Source organism: Endozoicomonas sp. G2_1 (assembly GCF_017744155.1).
In the GTDB taxonomy this organism is placed as follows: domain Bacteria; phylum Pseudomonadota; class Gammaproteobacteria; order Enterobacterales; family Alteromonadaceae; genus JAGHQT01.
In genome coordinates this window covers 53533-69871 of the sequence record NZ_JAGHQT010000001.1, presented here as the reverse complement: position 1 = coordinate 69871, position 16339 = coordinate 53533, and the positions used below count along the sequence as shown (strand labels likewise).

General features: G+C 44.5%; 13 protein-coding genes. 6 read left to right on the top strand and 7 right to left on the bottom strand.

Annotated features, from left to right (window positions below; translation table 11 throughout):
• Window positions 1-37 precede the first annotated feature (37 nt).
• The 7 genes from J7384_RS00305 to J7384_RS00275 all read right to left on the bottom strand — a co-directional run bounded on the left by J7384_RS00305 (window position 38) and on the right by J7384_RS00275 (window position 9022).
• Entirely contained in the window at window positions 38-817 is a 780-nt protein-coding gene (locus tag J7384_RS00305; RefSeq protein WP_209110025.1) for an electron transport complex subunit E, read from the bottom strand.
• Entirely contained in the window at window positions 814-1446 is a 633-nt protein-coding gene (gene rsxG / locus J7384_RS00300; RefSeq protein WP_209110023.1) for an electron transport complex subunit RsxG, read from the bottom strand. The genes J7384_RS00305 and rsxG overlap by 4 nt, the downstream gene beginning before the upstream one ends.
• A gap of 64 nt (window positions 1447-1510) precedes the next feature.
• The gene (gene rsxD / locus J7384_RS00295) at window positions 1511-2572 is read right to left on the bottom strand and encodes an electron transport complex subunit RsxD (protein WP_209110021.1); all 1062 of its coding nucleotides are present in this window, start codon (window positions 2570-2572) and stop codon (window positions 1511-1513) included.
• 68 nt (window positions 2573-2640) lie between these two features.
• The gene (gene rsxC / locus J7384_RS00290; RefSeq protein ID WP_209110019.1) at window positions 2641-5499 is read right to left on the bottom strand and encodes an electron transport complex subunit RsxC; all 2859 of its coding nucleotides are present in this window, start codon (window positions 5497-5499) and stop codon (window positions 2641-2643) included.
• Window positions 5500-5533: 34 nt separating this feature from the next.
• Window positions 5534-6088: an electron transport complex subunit RsxB gene (gene rsxB / locus J7384_RS00285; protein ID WP_209110017.1), complete on the bottom strand. Its 555-nt coding sequence runs from the start codon at window positions 6086-6088 to the stop codon at window positions 5534-5536.
• Window positions 6085-6663 (bottom strand): electron transport complex subunit RsxA, encoded by a 579-nt coding sequence (rsxA, locus tag J7384_RS00280; protein WP_209110016.1) that lies wholly within the window; start codon window positions 6661-6663, stop codon window positions 6085-6087. Before rsxA ends, rsxB begins: the two co-directional genes overlap by 4 nt.
• 463 nt (window positions 6664-7126) lie before the next feature.
• Window positions 7127-9022: a GGDEF domain-containing protein gene (locus J7384_RS00275; RefSeq protein WP_209110014.1), complete on the bottom strand. Its 1896-nt coding sequence runs from the start codon at window positions 9020-9022 to the stop codon at window positions 7127-7129.
• 277 nt (window positions 9023-9299) lie between these two features.
• Here J7384_RS00275 and J7384_RS00270 point away from each other — a divergent pair, with 277 nt between their 5' ends.
• The 6 genes from J7384_RS00270 to truB all read left to right on the top strand — a co-directional run bounded on the left by J7384_RS00270 (window position 9300) and on the right by truB (window position 16130).
• Window positions 9300-9701, top strand: coding sequence for a VOC family protein (locus tag J7384_RS00270; RefSeq protein ID WP_209110012.1), 402 nt, complete (start codon window positions 9300-9302; stop codon window positions 9699-9701).
• A 317-nt stretch (window positions 9702-10018) separates the two neighbouring features.
• Entirely contained in the window at window positions 10019-10480 is a 462-nt protein-coding gene (rimP, locus tag J7384_RS00265; RefSeq protein ID WP_209110010.1) for a ribosome maturation factor RimP, read from the top strand.
• Between the two features lie 17 nt (window positions 10481-10497).
• Window positions 10498-11994 (top strand): transcription termination factor NusA, encoded by a 1497-nt coding sequence (gene nusA / locus J7384_RS00260; protein WP_209110008.1) that lies wholly within the window; start codon window positions 10498-10500, stop codon window positions 11992-11994.
• Window positions 11995-12017: 23 nt separating this feature from the next.
• Entirely contained in the window at window positions 12018-14687 is a 2670-nt protein-coding gene (gene infB / locus J7384_RS00255; RefSeq protein WP_209110006.1) for a translation initiation factor IF-2, read from the top strand.
• A 69-nt stretch (window positions 14688-14756) separates the two neighbouring features.
• Complete coding sequence (gene rbfA, locus J7384_RS00250) at window positions 14757-15170, top strand: 30S ribosome-binding factor RbfA (protein WP_209110004.1); 414 nt, start codon at window positions 14757-14759, stop codon at window positions 15168-15170.
• A gap of 3 nt (window positions 15171-15173) precedes the next feature.
• A complete protein-coding gene (truB, locus tag J7384_RS00245) occupies window positions 15174-16130 on the top strand; it encodes a tRNA pseudouridine(55) synthase TruB (RefSeq protein WP_209110002.1) in 957 nt (318 codons plus the stop codon).
• Window positions 16131-16339: the final 209 nt, after the last annotated feature.

The following is a 16339-nucleotide window of genomic DNA, read 5'->3' as shown; positions in this document are numbered from 1 at the left end:
CTATCTTGGGTCAGTTATCTCGTTGGCTTTAGTTTTCTTAGGAGGCGTCGAAGTTCACTCTGACACGCTCAATGGCTTTTTCTTCAGGTTTAGGCTGGCGCTCTGCTATTTTGCTGTCAATGGCATTTTTAATTGCGATTAAAAAGCCCATCGCAATAAACGCGCCGGGCGGTAGTATTGCCAACAAAAACTGATTGTCTAGATTGAGCACTTGAATTCGTAAGCCGCTCGCCCAGTCGCCAAGCAATAACTCAATACCATCAAACAAAGTACCTTGACCAAGTACCTCACGAATAGCCCCCAAGACAACGAGTATTAGCATAAAACCGATGCCCATCATTAAACCGTCAAAACTCGCTTGTGCCAGTGGATTTTTTGATGCATAAGCCTCTGCGCGACCAATAATGGCACAGTTGGTGACAATTAATGGCAGGAAAATCCCCAGCGCTTGATATAAGCCATAAGTAAAGGCATTCATTAGCAATTGCACACAAGTCACAAATGCGGCGATGATTAATACGAAAATAGGAATGCGAATCTCTTTCGGCACCCAGTGTCTGATCAAAGATACGGTCGCGTTAGAACCAATCAGTACCAACAAAGTCGCCAGCCCCAATCCCAATGCGTTAGTAACGGTGGCAGTGACCGCTAACAGCGGGCATAAACCAAGTAATTGAACTAAGCCCGGGTTGTTCTTCCACAAACCTTGCCAAGCCAATTCTTTATACTCAGACTTTAGTGCAGCTCGCTGAGCTTGAAGCTCGTTATCAGCTGGTTCACTGTCGGCTAATTCTGGTGTTGCTACTTCTTGTGTCATAGGTTTTCTCGGCAACTGTCGGTGCGGCTAAATAATTCAGCTTTGTGCTGTTGAAAATACAATGCAGTGTTTTTCACGGCCTTAACTACGGCTCTTGGTGTAATGGTTGCGCCAGTAAACTGGTCAAACATACCGCCGTCTTTGCTAACTGCCCATTGATGTTGATTATCTGCGGTCACGAGTTTATCGGTAAAGCTGGTAATCCAATCGCTTTTTTTAATTTCAACTTTATCGCCTAAGCCGGGTGTTTCTTGGTGTTTAAGTGTTCGAACACCGCTGACTGTGCCGTCGTAGTTTAGTGCGACAATCAACTCTATGTTACCGCTGTATCCATCCGGCGCGGTGGTGGTAATTGCTGCCGCCACTGGTTTTTCGTCGTGTTTCGCTAGGTAAACCGTATGGGGCTCATTGTTGCCCAGTAGTTCGTCGGTGACTAATAGGCAGCTTTGATACAAATCGTTGTTAACAATTTCGGGATCAATAATATCGTGTAGCGTTTTAAGCAGCTGTGCTTGCTCTTGGCGCGCAATTTTTCCTTTGGTTAGTTCATTGACCAAACCAACTGTCGCTGTACATGCGATGGCAAATAAGGCTAAAATTCGTGCGTTTTTTTCAATTGCTTTGCGCATTGTATTTATGTTCTCGTCACTTTTTGCTTATGGCTGTTTTCTGCTCAAGGCTGTTTCAAATTGCTCAAGGCTGTTTAACACTATGGCCGTATGTTCTCGGTCTTGTGTACTGGTCAATTAATGGTGCTGCCATATTACAGAGTAATACCGCAAAGGCGACAGCATCTGGGTAACCACCAAATTTACGGATAATAAAAACTAAAAAGCCCGCTAATGCACCAAAAACGATTCGACCTTTGGTACTGGTGGCACCTGAAACTGGATCCGTCAAAATAAAGAATGCCCCGAGCATCGTCGCGCCAGATAACCAGTGAAACATGGTTGAGGCATTGCCGTCAGGGTTAATGCTATAGGCAATAAATGAGCAAACCAAAATACTTGCTAAGAAACTGAGCGGTGTTGCTAGCGGAATTGCCTTGCGTGCCAGTAGGAACAAACCGCCGAGTAAAAAGCCGGCATTAACCCATTCCCAACCGAGTGAAAAATGTTGACCAAATACTGGTTTAGTAATGCTTTCAGCAACGGTAAGTCCTTGTCCAATATCATTTTTAAGGCTATCGAGTGGTGTTGCCATGGTGTAGCCGTCGATATGTGTTCTCAATTGTTCAACCGAATAACCTTCAGAAGTAAAGCCGGTTAAAATCGTGGTCAGGGTGTTGAGAAAGTCGAGTTCGACTGACATTAGGCTTAACGGTGGCTGCCAACTGGTCATTTGCACCGGAAATGACACCAGTAACATCACGTAAGCAGCCATCGCTGGGTTAAAAGGGTTATGACCTAAGCCACCGTAGAGCTGCTTGACGATGGCAATAGCGAATAAGCTGCCAAGCACGGTTATCCACCAAGGCGCGAGCGCAGGTAAACAAATACCTAATAGCACAGCGGTCAATATCGCACTGCCGTCAAAAAGCTGTTTGCTAATCGGTTGTTCGCGTAGTGATAAAACAAAAAACTCAGCGACTAAAGCGGTAGCAACCGCTAAACCAATGTGAATTAAGTTGCCCCAACCAAAAAAGTACCACTGGGCAAAAATCCCGGGAATGGTCGCGTATATCACCAAACGCATCAATTTTGATGTTTGATTTTGCGTGTGGTTGTGAGGCGAACTTGCAATCCAAAATGCCATATTTTATTGAACTCTAGTGTTATTCGTTTGTTTGTCTTTGTTGTTACGTTGGCTGATTAAGTACTCGTTCAATCAGTTGTTTGCTCCGCACGCGCTTGCTTTTTTGCTTTGGCTTTTGCAATAGCTGCGGCAATTCGCGCTTTTTTATCGTCACCGGCAGTTGCGCTATCAGTGGATGCTATCTCACCTGTAGGCTCTGCGTTAACGGTCGGCGCTACTTGTTTAACACTGTCAGAGGCATCTGCTGCACTAATGTCAGTGTTAATTGTTGTTGCAGTACCGTTATTAGCGGCTAACTTTTTAGCCTTAGCTTTGGCAACCGCTGCCGCAATACGGGCTTTTTTGTCATCAGCCGTCGAGTTAGTAGCTACCGATGTTGAATCTTTCGTTGTACCTTGATCACCGTTAACCGCTGAGCTAGCGTTTTCGACTGCATCAGGTTTAGGAGATTTTTCTTGCTCGGGACTGTTGTTTTGCTCAGGGCTGTTTTCTGGCTCAGGGCTTATATTAGGCTCAAGGCTGTTGTTCTTCTTAGCAGCTTGCTTGGCTTTGGCCTTGGCGATAGCTGCGGCAACTTTTGCCTTTTTGTCATTATTGGCATCAGTTGGCGCAATTGCTGGTTGTTGCTGCGGCGAACTGTTTGTTTGAGCATTTGTTGCATCGCTTATCTGTGATTGGCTTTCAACATCGTCAACAGTTGCTTTTTGCGCCTGCTCTGGTTCAGCAGCTAAACGGGCATTGGCTTTTTTTGCCTTTGCTTTAGCGATGGCAGCAGCGACTTTGGCTTTCTTGTCATTGTTAGCATCAGTAGGTGTTATTGCTGGCGTTTTTTGTCCAGCGTCACTTTGTACTGGTGCTTGTTCAGCATTCGCCGCAAGTTTTTTTGCTTTTGCCTTGGCAATAGCTGCAGCAACTTTGGCTTTTTTGTCACTTACTTCACTAGTATCGATTTCTACTTGTTGCTGAGTTTCACCACCACTGCTACTTGCTGGCGTTTTTGTCGGCTTAGCTGTCTGTGAGGGGGCTGCTGCTGGCTGAGCGTGCTGCTGCTTTTCTTGCGCAGCAAGCTTTTTCGCCTTGGCTCGGGCGATAGCTTCGGCTACTTGCGCTTTTTTGTCGGCTGCTTTGTCTACGCCGGTTTGTGTATTTGTCGCTTGAGCAGGTTCAGCATCATTTGCCTGTTTGTTATCAGGTTGTGTGTTACTTGACTGGGCGGCAAGCTTTTTCGCTTTCGCTCGAGCAATGGCGGCGGCCACTTGACTCTTTTGATCGCTTGCTTGAATATTGTTGTTTTGTTGCTCTGGGCTACTGTTTTGCTCAAGGCTGTTATTTGGCTCAAGGCTGTTGTTAGCAGGAGCAGCGTTTTGTGCTGTTTGTGGTTGCGCTTTTTTCGCTTTAACACGGGCAAGCGCAGCTGCTACTGCTGATTTAGCATTAGCGCCTTCCGCCGTATTGGCGTTCATTTTGGCACGCCTTGCTTCTGCAGCGGCACGTTGTTTTTCTTCTCGAATCTTTTTCTCGCGCTCTAGGCGTGCTTTGCGGGCTTCAAACCGTGATTTTGCTTTTTCTGCTTTAATATCTTGCAGTTGTTGTTGCCTGATTTCTGCTTTGGCAACCCGATAATACTGCACTAGTGGTATTTGGCTTGGACAGACATAAGCACAGGCGCCGCAGTCGATACAGTCGAACAAGTTGAGTGCTTTTAGTTGATCGTAGTCTTTTGCCTTTGCGCTCCATTGCAGCTCTTGCGGCAATAATTGGCTTGGACATACTTCGGCGCACTGGCCACAGCGAATACACTCAACTTCTTTGCTGTCCGCCGGTATTTCTTTTTCACTCGGCGCTAAAATACAGTTGGTGGTTTTAACGATTGGCACTTGGTCGGTTGCTAAGCTAAAGCCCATCATTGGACCGCCCATAATCAAATGCTTTTTATCGCTAGCTTGATAACCGCATTGCTCCAACAAAAAAGCAACGGGAGTACCAAGTAGCGCCCATAAATTTTGCGGTTTATTAAGGGCTTGACCAGTAACGGTAACCACTCGGCGCAGCAGAGGAATATCGTTAATTACTGCTTCTGCAATGGCGAAACAAGTAGCAACGTTTTGCATAACCACACCAAGTTGGCTGGGTAAGCCGCCGCTGGGGACTTCTTTACCTGTGAGTGCTTTGATTAGCTGTTTTTCACCGCCCATTGGATAAATGGTTGGGACAACACAAACTTTGACTTTGTCTAAGTGCTCAGTTGCTTGTTGTAGCGCTTTAATTGCTTCTGGCTTGTTGTCTTCAATACCAATCAGGATGACTTCAGGCAAAAGCAGGTGGTCGAGAATCTTGATGCCATCGACAATGGTGGCGCTGTGCTCGCGCATCAATAAATCGTCAGCGGTAATGTATGGTTCACATTCGGCAGCGTTGATGATTAGAAAATCGATTGCCGGTTTTGTATTGACTTTGATGCTGGTTGGGAAACCTGCGCCGCCCATACCAGCAATGCCAGCATTGGCAATTTTACTGACGATTTGCTCTCGTGATAATTGATAAAAATCAGGGCAAATGTGGCGTTCACGCCAAGAGTCTTCGCCATCTGGCTGTAAAAATAAACACAGCTCTTGCATGTTTGATGGGTGAGCAATGGTCGCGGGTTTTACCGCGAGTACTGTGCCACTTGTTGGTGCGTGAATAGGCACCGCCATCGGGTGTAGGCTGCGGGTAAGCGCCTGACCTTTGAGGACGTGATCGCCCGTTTTTACCAGTAGTTCACCCGCTTGGCCTATGTGCTGCTGAAGCGGGATAACCAACTGTTCAGGTAAGGTCAATGGTCGAATAGGTTTATCCGTGGTCAGGAATTTTTGCCCCGGCGGGTGAATACCGCCGTGGAATTGCCAAAATTGGCCGCGTTCAATTCTCGATAAAATATTTTCCACAGTTTTACTTATTCCGCTGACTAATTTATTTGAGCTAATCTATTTGAGTGATGGCGATGCTATCGAGATCCCACTGCCAATTGTGGGTTGTTTGAGCGATTGGTAACATCTTAATACAATCGACAGGGCAAGGTGCGACACACAAATCGCAACCTGTGCACTCATCACTAATAATTGTGTGCATTTGCTTGGCAGCACCAATGATGGCATCAACAGGGCAGGCCTGAATACACTTAGTACAGCCAATACAGTCTTCTTCAACAATAAAGGCGACTTTTGGCGTATTGTCTTGTTCATGGCTGCCGTCCATCGGTTCAGGCTCTACGCCCATCAGATCGGCAATTTTCTTGATGGTATCGTCGCCACCCGGCGCACATTTATTAATAGCTTCGCCATTTGCCATAGCTTCGGCGTAGGGTTTACAACCGGGGTAACCACATTGACCACATTGAGTTTGTGGCAATAGTGCATCGAGTTGTTCTACTAACGGGTCGCCTTCCACTTTGAACTTGACTGAGGCAAAGCCAAGCAGGGCACCAAACAATAGGGCAATAATCCCTAATACTAAAATTGCGATAATTAGGTTCATTTTACCAGCCCAGTAAAGCCCATAAATGCCAGTGACATTAAACCTGCGGTGATCATCGCAATCGCTGAGCCTTTAAATGGTGTTGGTACATCGGCATTGGCGAGTTTTTCGCGCATGGCGGAAAACATGATTAAGACAAGTGAAAAACCAGCAGCTGCGCCAAAACCATAAATAACCGACTCAAAAAAACTGTGCTGTTCGTAAATGTTAAGTAGTGCTACCCCTAACACTGCGCAATTGGTAGTAATTAATGGCAGGAAAATACCAAGCAAACGGTAGAGATTAGCACTGGTTTTGTGAACCACCATTTCAGTGAATTGCACTACCACGGCGATCACTAGAATAAAGGCCATGGTGGTTAAATATTCTAAACCAAACGGTGCAAGTAAATAATTATTGACTAAATAACTCAGCACTGACGCTAAAGTCATAACAAAGGTGGTCGCGAACGACATACCAATAGCGGTTTCCGTGCGCGACGAAACCCCCATAAATGGACATAAGCCCAAAAATTTTACTAAAACAAAATTGTTAACCAGTACAGTACCGACTAACAACAGTAAATAATCAGTCATTTAACACACTTGCAATGTTACCCAAGCGGTTATTATCCGTTTTTATTTACCAATAAACAACCTGATAGCAGTACGGGAATTATTATTAGCGTAAAGATTGCGCAGCACAGTATGTATGGGTGTATGAGAAAGAAATAAAAAAGGTGCTGATATTAGGGCGTGTTGATCTTTCAGGATTGTTTTTGCAGCAGTCTGTTTGGTTTTTATACAAGGCGGAGCAGATGTCGTGTAGTTGTTCTACACAAATCCTGCGACAACGCGGTAGAAAAGCCAAACAGGCGCTGCCCTGCGGGTTCATCTAAACGCTCCCTGCTCATTGTTGCTCGGTTTTTACATAGAACGACTATGCTACAACCCGAGCGCCGCGATCAGAAAGCGTTTAGATAGAACAAAATTTAATCTCGAAAGATCAACACGCCCTAGCACCTTTGTGTTTTTATGTCTTGTTATGGCTGTGTAGCGGTTACATAGGCTTTGGTTTACCAATATAGAAACCTTGGCAACCATCGACGAATAACTTCTCAAGCGTATGCTTTTCTTCGAGCGTTTCAACACTTTCAGCCAACACACTAATACTCAACCTATGGGCTAAATCAACCATCACTCGAATAAAGTATTGATTGTTTTTGTCTTCGTCGATATCGCGTGTGTAGCTGCTGTCCATCTTTATAAAATCGGGCTTTAAGTCGCGGAAGAATTTAAACGAGGTTAAGCCGACACCAAATCTTTCAACCGTTAGGCGAGCGCCAACACGGTGTAGCATTTCGATAAAGCGCTTACTGGTTTTGATGTTTTGCTGTAAACCGTACTCAGTAATTTCAAAGACAATATGCGGTGCGATATCGGGTTCACGCAACAGTTTGCGCTCTAACCAAATGACAAATTGTTGGTCGTGAATACTGCGAGGGCTGATATTAATACCAAAGTGGTTGGCTTGTAAGTTTTTCTGCTTAATTTCGCTAATCGCTTTACTGATGATAATCTGATCAATAGCAGTGATTTTGTCGAGCTTTTCAGCCATGGCAATAAATGACGCTGTTGGCAGTAACTCGTCGCTAGCATTGAGAAAACGCGCTAGTACTTCACCATAAACCTTGCTGTTGCGGGTGTTAGGTTGAATTGATTGAACCAATAACGACACGCGTTGGTTCTCAATAACGTTTTCAATTTCTTGACGCCAGTTTTGGTTGCCGTAGCCCGCGCTAGCATTGTCGAGAATGTCTTGTTCTTTTTGTGAATACCAAGCGTTAACCCGTTGGGTTTGAGCGACACTAATACCTGTGTCGGCAAGGGCGAGTATTTCACCCAGTGGTTTTTTCTCGTCAAATGCTACTAAACCCGAGTAGGCGACCGAATCTAAATCAGCAGCCTGTTGAAAGTCATTAAATTTAAGCGTTAACTCTTGGGCGTATTTTTCAGCTTGTTGCAATGTGGTGTTCGGTAACAAACTAGCAAAGTCGGAGCTGTTTAAACGGTATAATTCACCGCCTTGATAACGAGCAATTTCGCCTTTCATTATGTTGGCAACGTTTTTAATGTAGTCGTCGCCTTCGTTATAGCCTCTGACCTGATTGATGGTTTGCAACTCTGAGCAGCGGGTAATTAACAGAACGCCAAAGACTTTTTTATCACTTTGGTGAATTTTCTGCTCAAAGTGTTTAATAAACTGATTGCGATTTGCCAAGCCCGTTAAAGGCTCTGTGTATGCTTCGCGTTCTAATTCAACGCTATCTTGTTTTTGTTCGTCAATCAGTGATTTAATTTCTTGTAAGCCCGCTTTTAAATCGGGAATATCGAACAAGTCTAAATCTGATTGCGCTTGGGTGTTTTTTTCATCGGGGAGAATAAGCGAGAGATCTTTTTTAATCTGCCAGTTAATCGCGTTAAAGAAAGCTTTGTAGCGGCGAGTACTGGCAACACCTGCCACGATAATAAAAAAGGCGGTTGCAGCAACGTATAATAGAATTAACTGAATAGCCAAGTTAGCTTCTTTGTCACTGGTCACTTGCATGGTAATAATAGTGTCGAGGGCAGGCAGGCTAATTTCTGTTGTCTCAGGTGAAATAATCCCACTTAACAAGGCAGAACCCGGCTCAGTGAAGTGGTAGAGCTGTTCACCGGCTTGAGTCGTAATGGTAATTCGTTGGTAAGCGTTCTTTTTTCTCAACACTTGGCTGAGGGTTTTAACGTCTTGGTGGCTAATAATTTGTTCTGCCAAGGTCGTAACAACTTGCTGCTGTTGCTCTTGTTTGTCAGAGACATAAAGGCGAAACATAAATATCATCAGCACGGCGCTGATAAGTGAGAATAACAAGCCTAAAATGGCGTTTCTAATCAGTAATTGGCTAAAAGTGTACATGAGCTGTAAGTAAGCCTTCCCTAATAGATCAAAGTATAAGTCAACATCACAACTAACGGACGAGTGCTAGCGTTTTGATAGTATTTTTATATCACGAACAAAATCAATATTCTAACTGGCTTTGTGTTAATTGTAGATGAATATTTTCCGGTTTAGTAAATAAGGTATTAATAAGCGACCGCGATTATAGAATTTTTACTCACTGAAATTGTTATAAATTGTTGCCAGTCTTTGACTTGGCTTTGGTATCATGGCGCTTTTTTCAAGAGTATTGAGTATGTCTGAGCCCACAGAGCGAAATATCGCCAACATTGCACTTATTGTTGATGACTATCAACGCGCCATTGAATATTACACGCAATGTTTACCCTTTGAACTGGTTCAAAACGAAGACTTGGGTAATGGCAAACGCTGGGTAAGATTGCTTCCCACTAATAGCTTTGGGGCCGGGTTAATTTTGGCCAAGGCAACTAATAGCGAACAACAACTAGCGGTTGGTAACCAAGCGGGCGGCCGGGTGTTTTTGTTTTTGCACACACAAGACTTTTGGACCGATTACAAAAGCATGCAAGCCAACGGTGTCTGCTTTCTCGAACAACCCCGCGAAGAGCCCTATGGCATTGTTGCTGTATTTGAAGATTTATATGGCAATAAGTGGGACTTGATGCAATTGAATTAGTCCATGATGTGGCCGAGATTGTACTTGCTAAGCACGGATAGTCGCTATATAATTTCGCGGTCTGAATGTTGTTGGTATGCACTGAACAGTTTTTTATCGCGATTTTATTGAAGATAAAACGGTTAAAAACACTGATACGGCAACATAGTGTTACATCAAATAAGCATGCTAATGCTTTAATGTGTAACTCGCACAAAGGGTTTCAGTGATTCAGGCCCCTGTGTTGGGGCTTTTTTGTATATTTTCGAATAAAATATACAACAGCATGTTTATTTACGCTGGGCTTTATGCCCTTTTTTTGTTTCTGGAGAATGTGATTGGCTAAATTTGAAGACAAATTAACCGAGATGTTACGCCCTGCGGTTGAAGAAACCGGTAAGGAGTTACTTGGTCTTGAGTTTATTGGTGCCGGCAAACACTCGGTATTGAGATTATTTATTGATCATGAAAATGGCATCACGGTTGATGACTGTGCTGAAGTTAGTCGTCAGGTTAGTGCCTTGTTGGATGTTGAAGATCCAATTAGCACCGAATATAACTTGGAAGTTTCATCACCAGGTATGGATAGACCACTATTCACTAAAGAGCATTACCAAGCGGTAATGGGTGAAACCATACAAGCAAAAACAGCGATGCCAATTGATGGCCGTCGCAAATTCAAGGGTGTCCTTGAAGCGATAGAAAACGATACTTTGCTGGTTGTTGTTGACGGTCAAACATTTATGTTACCGATTACTAATATCGACAAGGCCAATCTAGTTCCAAATTTTGAAGATTAATGAGAAAGGCTTAAAACATGAGTAAGGAAGTATTACTAGTTGTAGATGCCGTTTCAAACGAGAAAGCGGTTCCGCGTGAAAGCATCTTTCAGGCGATGGAAACAGCTTTAGAAACTGCCACTAAAAAGAAATATGAAGGCGATATTGCTGTTCGAGTATGCATTGACCGCAAAACGGGTGAATTTGACACTTTCCGTCGTTGGTTAGTGATTGACGATACTCAGCAAGAAATGGAAAACCCATTTGCTGAAATCAGCTTAGCGGCGGCTCAATACGAGGATCCAGAGCTACAAGCTGGCGATTACGTCGAAGAGCAAATCGAGTCAGTTAAGTTTGACCGTATTACCACGCAAACAGCTAAGCAAGTCATTGTACAAAAAGTTCGTGAAGCAGAGCGTGCTTTAATTGTTGACGCTTATCAAGACCAAGTTGGCGAGCTAATCACAGGTGTGGTTAAAAAGGCGAGCCGCGATAGCGTGATTTTAGACTTGGGTAACAACGCTGAAGCAATTGTTTACCGCGATGACATGTTGCCACGTGAAGTATTTCGTCCGGGTGACCGCATCCGCGGTTTACTCTATGCAATCAAACCTGAAGCACGTGGTGCTCAATTGTTTGTTAGCCGCACTAAGCCTGAAATGCTTATTGAACTATTCCGCGTTGAAGTGCCAGAAATTGGCGAAGAAATGTTGGAAATTAAAGGCGCCGCTCGCGATCCGGGTTCTCGTGCCAAAATTGCAGTTAAGTCTAACGATAAGCGCATTGATCCTGTAGGCGCGTGTGTTGGTATGCGCGGTTCTCGTGTACAAGCGGTTTCTGGCGAATTAGGCGGTGAGCGCGTTGATATCGTCTTATTCGACGACAATCCTGCGCAGTTCGTTATCAACGCCATGGCACCGGCTGAAGTTGCTTCAATCATTGTTGATGAAGACAAAGGCACTATGGATATCGCGGTTGAAGAAGGCAACTTAGCGATGGCGATCGGTCGCAGTGGTCAAAACGTTCGCTTAGCAAGCCAACTTACCGGTTGGGAGCTAAACGTGATGACTGTTGATGACATGAATGAAAAGCATCAAGCTGAAAACGACAAAGTGATGAACCTATTCACTGAGAAGCTTGATATTGATGATGACTTCGCAACTTTATTAGTTGAAGAAGGCTTTACGTCATTAGAAGAAATTGCTTACGTACCAGTTGCTGAATTGTTAGAAATTGACGGCATGGACGAAGACATCGTTGAAGAATTGCGTGAGCGCGCGAAAGGTGCATTAACCACGCAAGCATTGGCGAGTGAAGAAACGCTAGAAGGCGCTGAGCCAGCGGAAGACTTATTAAACCTTGAAGGTTTAGACAAGCACTTGGCATACGTACTAGCGAGCAAAGGTGTTGCAACCTTAGAAGATTTAGCTGAACAAGGTGTTGATGACCTTGTTGAAATTGAAGAATTGGATGAAGCGAAAGCGGGTGAATTAATCATGGCCGCACGTAACATCTGTTGGTTTAACGAAGAGTAGTAATCGCCGGGAGAAATAATTAGATGGCAGAAGTAAAAATTGAACAACTTGCCAATGAAATCGGAACACCGGTCGATCGCCTAGTTAGCCAACTAGCTGACGCAGGTATTACCAAATCAGCGTCTGATTCTGTGACTGAGCAAGAAAAAGAAACCTTGCTTGAGCACTTGAAGAAACAGCACGGTGACGACAGTGCCGCCAAGCCGAGTAAGATGACTTTAAGCCGCAAGAAAAAAACTACCTTGTCTGTAGGTAGCGGCTCTAAAGCGAAGCAAGTTCAAGTTGAAGTACGCAAAAAGCGTACTTACGTAAAAGCAAGCGATTTAGAAGAGCAGCAACAAGCAGAAGCAGAAGCGAAAGCTCAGGCAGAAGCTGAAGCCCGAGCGGCTGAAGAAGCTCGTCTACAAGCAGAAGCTGAAGCAAAAGCCAAGGCAGACGCCGAAGCGAAAGCAAAAGCTGACGCTGAGCGCAAAGCTAAGGCCGAAGCTGACGCTAAAGCAAAAGAAGCGGCGAAAGCGAAAGCTGCTGAAATTGAAGCGCAAAAAACACCAGAGCAAACGGCTGCAGAAAAAGCAGAAGCTGATGAAGCCGAGCGCATTCGCGTGCAACAAGAGCAAGAAGCTGCTGCAAAAGCTGAAGAAGAAGCCAAGCGCAGTGCTGAAGAAGCTAAGCGCTTAGCGGAAGAAAACGAAGCTCGTTGGAAAGAACAAGAAGCTGAGCGTATTAAAAAAGAGCAAGAAGTTGTTCATTTAACTTCTTCTAAATACGCACAAGAAGCGGAAGATGCTGTTGACTCTCAAGAAGAGAGCAGTGGTCGTCGTCGCAAGAAGAAAAAAGGCGGACAACAAGACAAGCAAGCTCGCGGCCGTGGTCGTGGTAAGCAAACGCTTTCTGCACCGCAAAGCTTAAAGCACGGTTTCCAAAAGCCAGCTGAAACTAAGCTACAAGATGTTCGCATCGGTGAAACAATTTCTGTTGCTGAATTGGCAAATAAAATGTCAGTTAAAGGCGCGGAAGTAGTTAAAGTGATGTTCAAAATGGGCGCTATGGCGACCATTAACCAAGTCATTGACCAAGAAACCGCAGCACTGGTTGCTGAGGAAATGGGGCGCAATGTTATCTTGGTGAAAGAAAATGCCCTTGAAGAAGCGGTATTGTCTGATCGCGGTGATGCCGGTGAAGCGATTACTCGCGCGCCAGTAGTGACCATTATGGGTCACGTTGACCACGGTAAAACATCATTACTTGACTACATTCGCGAAGCTAAAGTAGCTGCTGGCGAAGCAGGTGGTATTACTCAGCACATTGGTGCTTATCACGTAGAAACTGGCCATGGTATGGTGACTTTCTTAGATACTCCAGGTCACGCCGCATTTACCTCAATGCGTTCACGTGGTGCTAAAGCAACCGATATCGTTATTATTGTTGTTGCTGCTGACGATGGTGTCATGCCACAAACAATTGAAGCAATTCAGCATGCTAAAGCTGCTGATGTGCCAATTGTTATTGCAGTTAACAAAATGGATAAAGAAACCGCTGATCCAGACAGAGTTAAAACTGAATTGTCACAGCACGACATTATCCCTGAAGATTGGGGTGGTGATACTCAGTTCGTTCACGTATCAGCTAAATCAGGTTTAGGTATCGATGACCTACTTGACGCTGTCTTATTGCAAGCTGAAGTACTTGAATTAACAGCGGTTGTCGACAAAATGGCAAACGGTGTTGTTATCGAGTCTAAACTTGACAAAGGCCGCGGCCCAGTGGCAACAGTACTTGTTCAAGAAGGTACTTTAAACCAAGGTGATATCGTACTTTGTGGTTTGGAATACGGCCGTGTTCGCGCCATGCGCGACGAGCTTGGCAAGCAAATTAAGTCTGCTGGCCCATCAATTCCAGTTGAGATTTTAGGTTTAAGTGGTGTACCACAATCAGGTGATGAAGCAACTGTTGTAAAAGACGAGCGTAAAGCACGTGAAGTTGCCTTATATCGTCAAGGTAAATTCCGCGACGTTAAACTTGCTCGCCAGCAAAAAGCTAAGCTTGAGAACATGTTCTCTGATATGGCTGATGGTGATGTTTCTGAAGTTAATGTGGTATTGAAATCTGACGTACAAGGTTCACTTGAAGCGATCTCAGATGCCTTAGTTAAGCTTTCAACAGACGAAGTAAAAGTGAAAATTATCGGCTCAGGTGTTGGTGGTATCACTGAAACTGACGCGTCACTTGCTGCGGCGTCAAATGCGATTGTTGTTGGTTTTAACGTTCGTGCTGATGCTTCTGCGCGTAAAGTGATTGAAACAGAAGGCGTTGATTTGCGTTACTACAGCGTTATTTACGACCTAATCGACGAAGTTAAACAAGCGATGAGCGGTTTACTTGCGCCTGAGTTCAAACAAGAAATCATTGGTCTTGCTGAAGTTCGCGATGTATTCAAATCACCTAAGCTTGGCGCAATTGCCGGTTGTATGGTGACTGAGGGTATTATCAAGCGTAACAACCCAATTCGCGTATTACGTGAAAACGTGGTTATTTACGAAGGTGAGCTTGAGTCACTGCGTCGCTTTAAAGACGACGTACAAGAAGTTCGTAACGGTACCGAATGTGGTATTGGTGTTAAGAACTACAACGACGTGAAAGTTGGTGACCAAATCGAAGTATTTGAAGTGGTTGAAGTTAAGCGTACGCTTTAATCTTTAAAAGCTTATAAATAATAAAATGGGGGCCTAGCCCCCATTTTTCTCTGAAAAAAGAGGTGTTTTATGGCCAGAAATTACGCGCGAACTGATCGCGTTGGTCAACAAATTCAAAAAGAAGTGGCAATGATTTTACAGCGTGAAATCAAAGATCCACGTTTGTCTATGGTGACGGTTTCCGCGGTTGAAGTTACCCGCGATTTAGCCTATGCCAAAGTCTTTGTCACATTTTTAAATCAAGATGAAGACGTTAAAGTATCACTTGAAATCTTAAACGAAGCGTCGGGCTTTGTTCGCGGTTTGTTAGCTAAGCGTTTAAAGGCTCGTATTATGCCCGAGCTGCGTTTTGTCTACGACCAATCAATGGTTGAAGGTGTTCGCATGACGTCACTGGTTGACCAAGCCGTGGCTGAAGATCAGCGCCGCGCGAGTGAGTCAGAAGGCAATGAGTCAGAAAATAACGACTCGGAGAGTAATTAAGCGATGGCAAAGCGCAGAAAGGGTCGACCAATAAACGGTATTTTGTTGCTGGATAAGCCTTATGAGTTATCGAGTAATCATGCCTTGCAGCAAGCTAAGCGCATTTATTTTGCGCAAAAAGCTGGTCATACAGGTGCTTTAGACCCACTAGCAACCGGCATGCTGCCAATTTGCTTTGGTGAAGCAACCAAGTTTTCTCAGTTTTTACTCGATACTGATAAGGTCTATCAAGTCACGGCTAAGCTCGGTATTCGCACCACCACCAGCGATGCCGATGGCGAAGTGGTGAGTGAAAAGCCAGTAAATATTGACGAAGCTCAGTTAATGTCTGCGTTAGAGCATTTTCGCGGTGACAGCAAACAAGTGCCGTCAATGTATTCAGCCCTGAAGCACCAAGGTCAGCCACTGTACAAATATGCCCGTGAAGGTATTGAGGTACCGAGAGAAGCGCGTGATATTACGGTTTTTCGTCTTGATGTTTTGCGTTTTGAAGGCGATGAAGTTGAGATGGAAATTCACTGCTCGAAAGGTACCTATATTCGCACTATCGTTGATGACTTAGGTGAAGCGTTAGGTTGTGGTGCTCATGTTGCCCAGCTGCGTCGTGTGGCTGTTGGTCAGTATCCTCGAGATAAAATGCTGACCTTAGATCAGTTAAACGTTTTACTTGAGCAGGCTCGTGAGGACGGCATTACGCCATCTGAAGTGTTAGATCCTTTGCTAATGCCAATGGAAACCGCCTTAGTGGGTATTGCGAAAGTCGAAGTTGATGCCATGTCAGCAAGTTACTTGCGCCATGGTAACCCGGTAAAAGCGGCCAATGCACCTGCTAACGGGACCGTTCAAATCTTTATTGACGGCGACGAAGCTAACGCCGGCGAATTTATTGGCGTTGGTGAAATTAACGACGATGGCTTAGTCGCGCCAAAACGCATTGTGGTTAAAGAACAACAGCAATAACCATAGCGCCATAAATACACAGCCATTTTTTAAAGCCAAGTAGAACAACTACTTGGCTTTTTTGATTTGAATTGAATTTAGTCTGACTTTGGCAGTGTACAGTTATCTTAACTTTCCTTTAATAAAATTATCAATTTCAACAAGTCACTTGAGCTCGTTTTGTGATATTATCACACTATGTTGCGCTGAAAATTACTTCTTGATAACAC

Bases quoted from the DNA above. Each gene is read 5' to 3' on its own strand.
- J7384_RS00305 (WP_209110025.1), bottom strand. From the start codon at position 817: ATGACACAAGAAGTAGCAACACCAGAATTAGCCGACAGTGAACCAGCT.
- infB (WP_209110006.1), top strand. From the start codon at position 12,018: ATGGCAGAAGTAAAAATTGAACAACTTGCCAATGAAATCGGAACACCG.
- J7384_RS00270 (WP_209110012.1), top strand. From the start codon at position 9,300: ATGTCTGAGCCCACAGAGCGAAATATCGCCAACATTGCACTTATTGTT.
- nusA (WP_209110008.1), top strand. From the start codon at position 10,498: ATGAGTAAGGAAGTATTACTAGTTGTAGATGCCGTTTCAAACGAGAAA.
- rbfA (WP_209110004.1), top strand. From the start codon at position 14,757: ATGGCCAGAAATTACGCGCGAACTGATCGCGTTGGTCAACAAATTCAA.
- rsxB (WP_209110017.1), bottom strand. From the start codon at position 6,088: ATGAACCTAATTATCGCAATTTTAGTATTAGGGATTATTGCCCTATTG.
- truB (WP_209110002.1), top strand. From the start codon at position 15,174: ATGGCAAAGCGCAGAAAGGGTCGACCAATAAACGGTATTTTGTTGCTG.
- rsxA (WP_209110016.1), bottom strand. From the start codon at position 6,663: ATGACTGATTATTTACTGTTGTTAGTCGGTACTGTACTGGTTAACAAT.
- rsxD (WP_209110021.1), bottom strand. From the start codon at position 2,572: ATGGCATTTTGGATTGCAAGTTCGCCTCACAACCACACGCAAAATCAA.
- rsxG (WP_209110023.1), bottom strand. From the start codon at position 1,446: ATGCGCAAAGCAATTGAAAAAAACGCACGAATTTTAGCCTTATTTGCC.
- J7384_RS00275 (WP_209110014.1), bottom strand. From the start codon at position 9,022: ATGTACACTTTTAGCCAATTACTGATTAGAAACGCCATTTTAGGCTTG.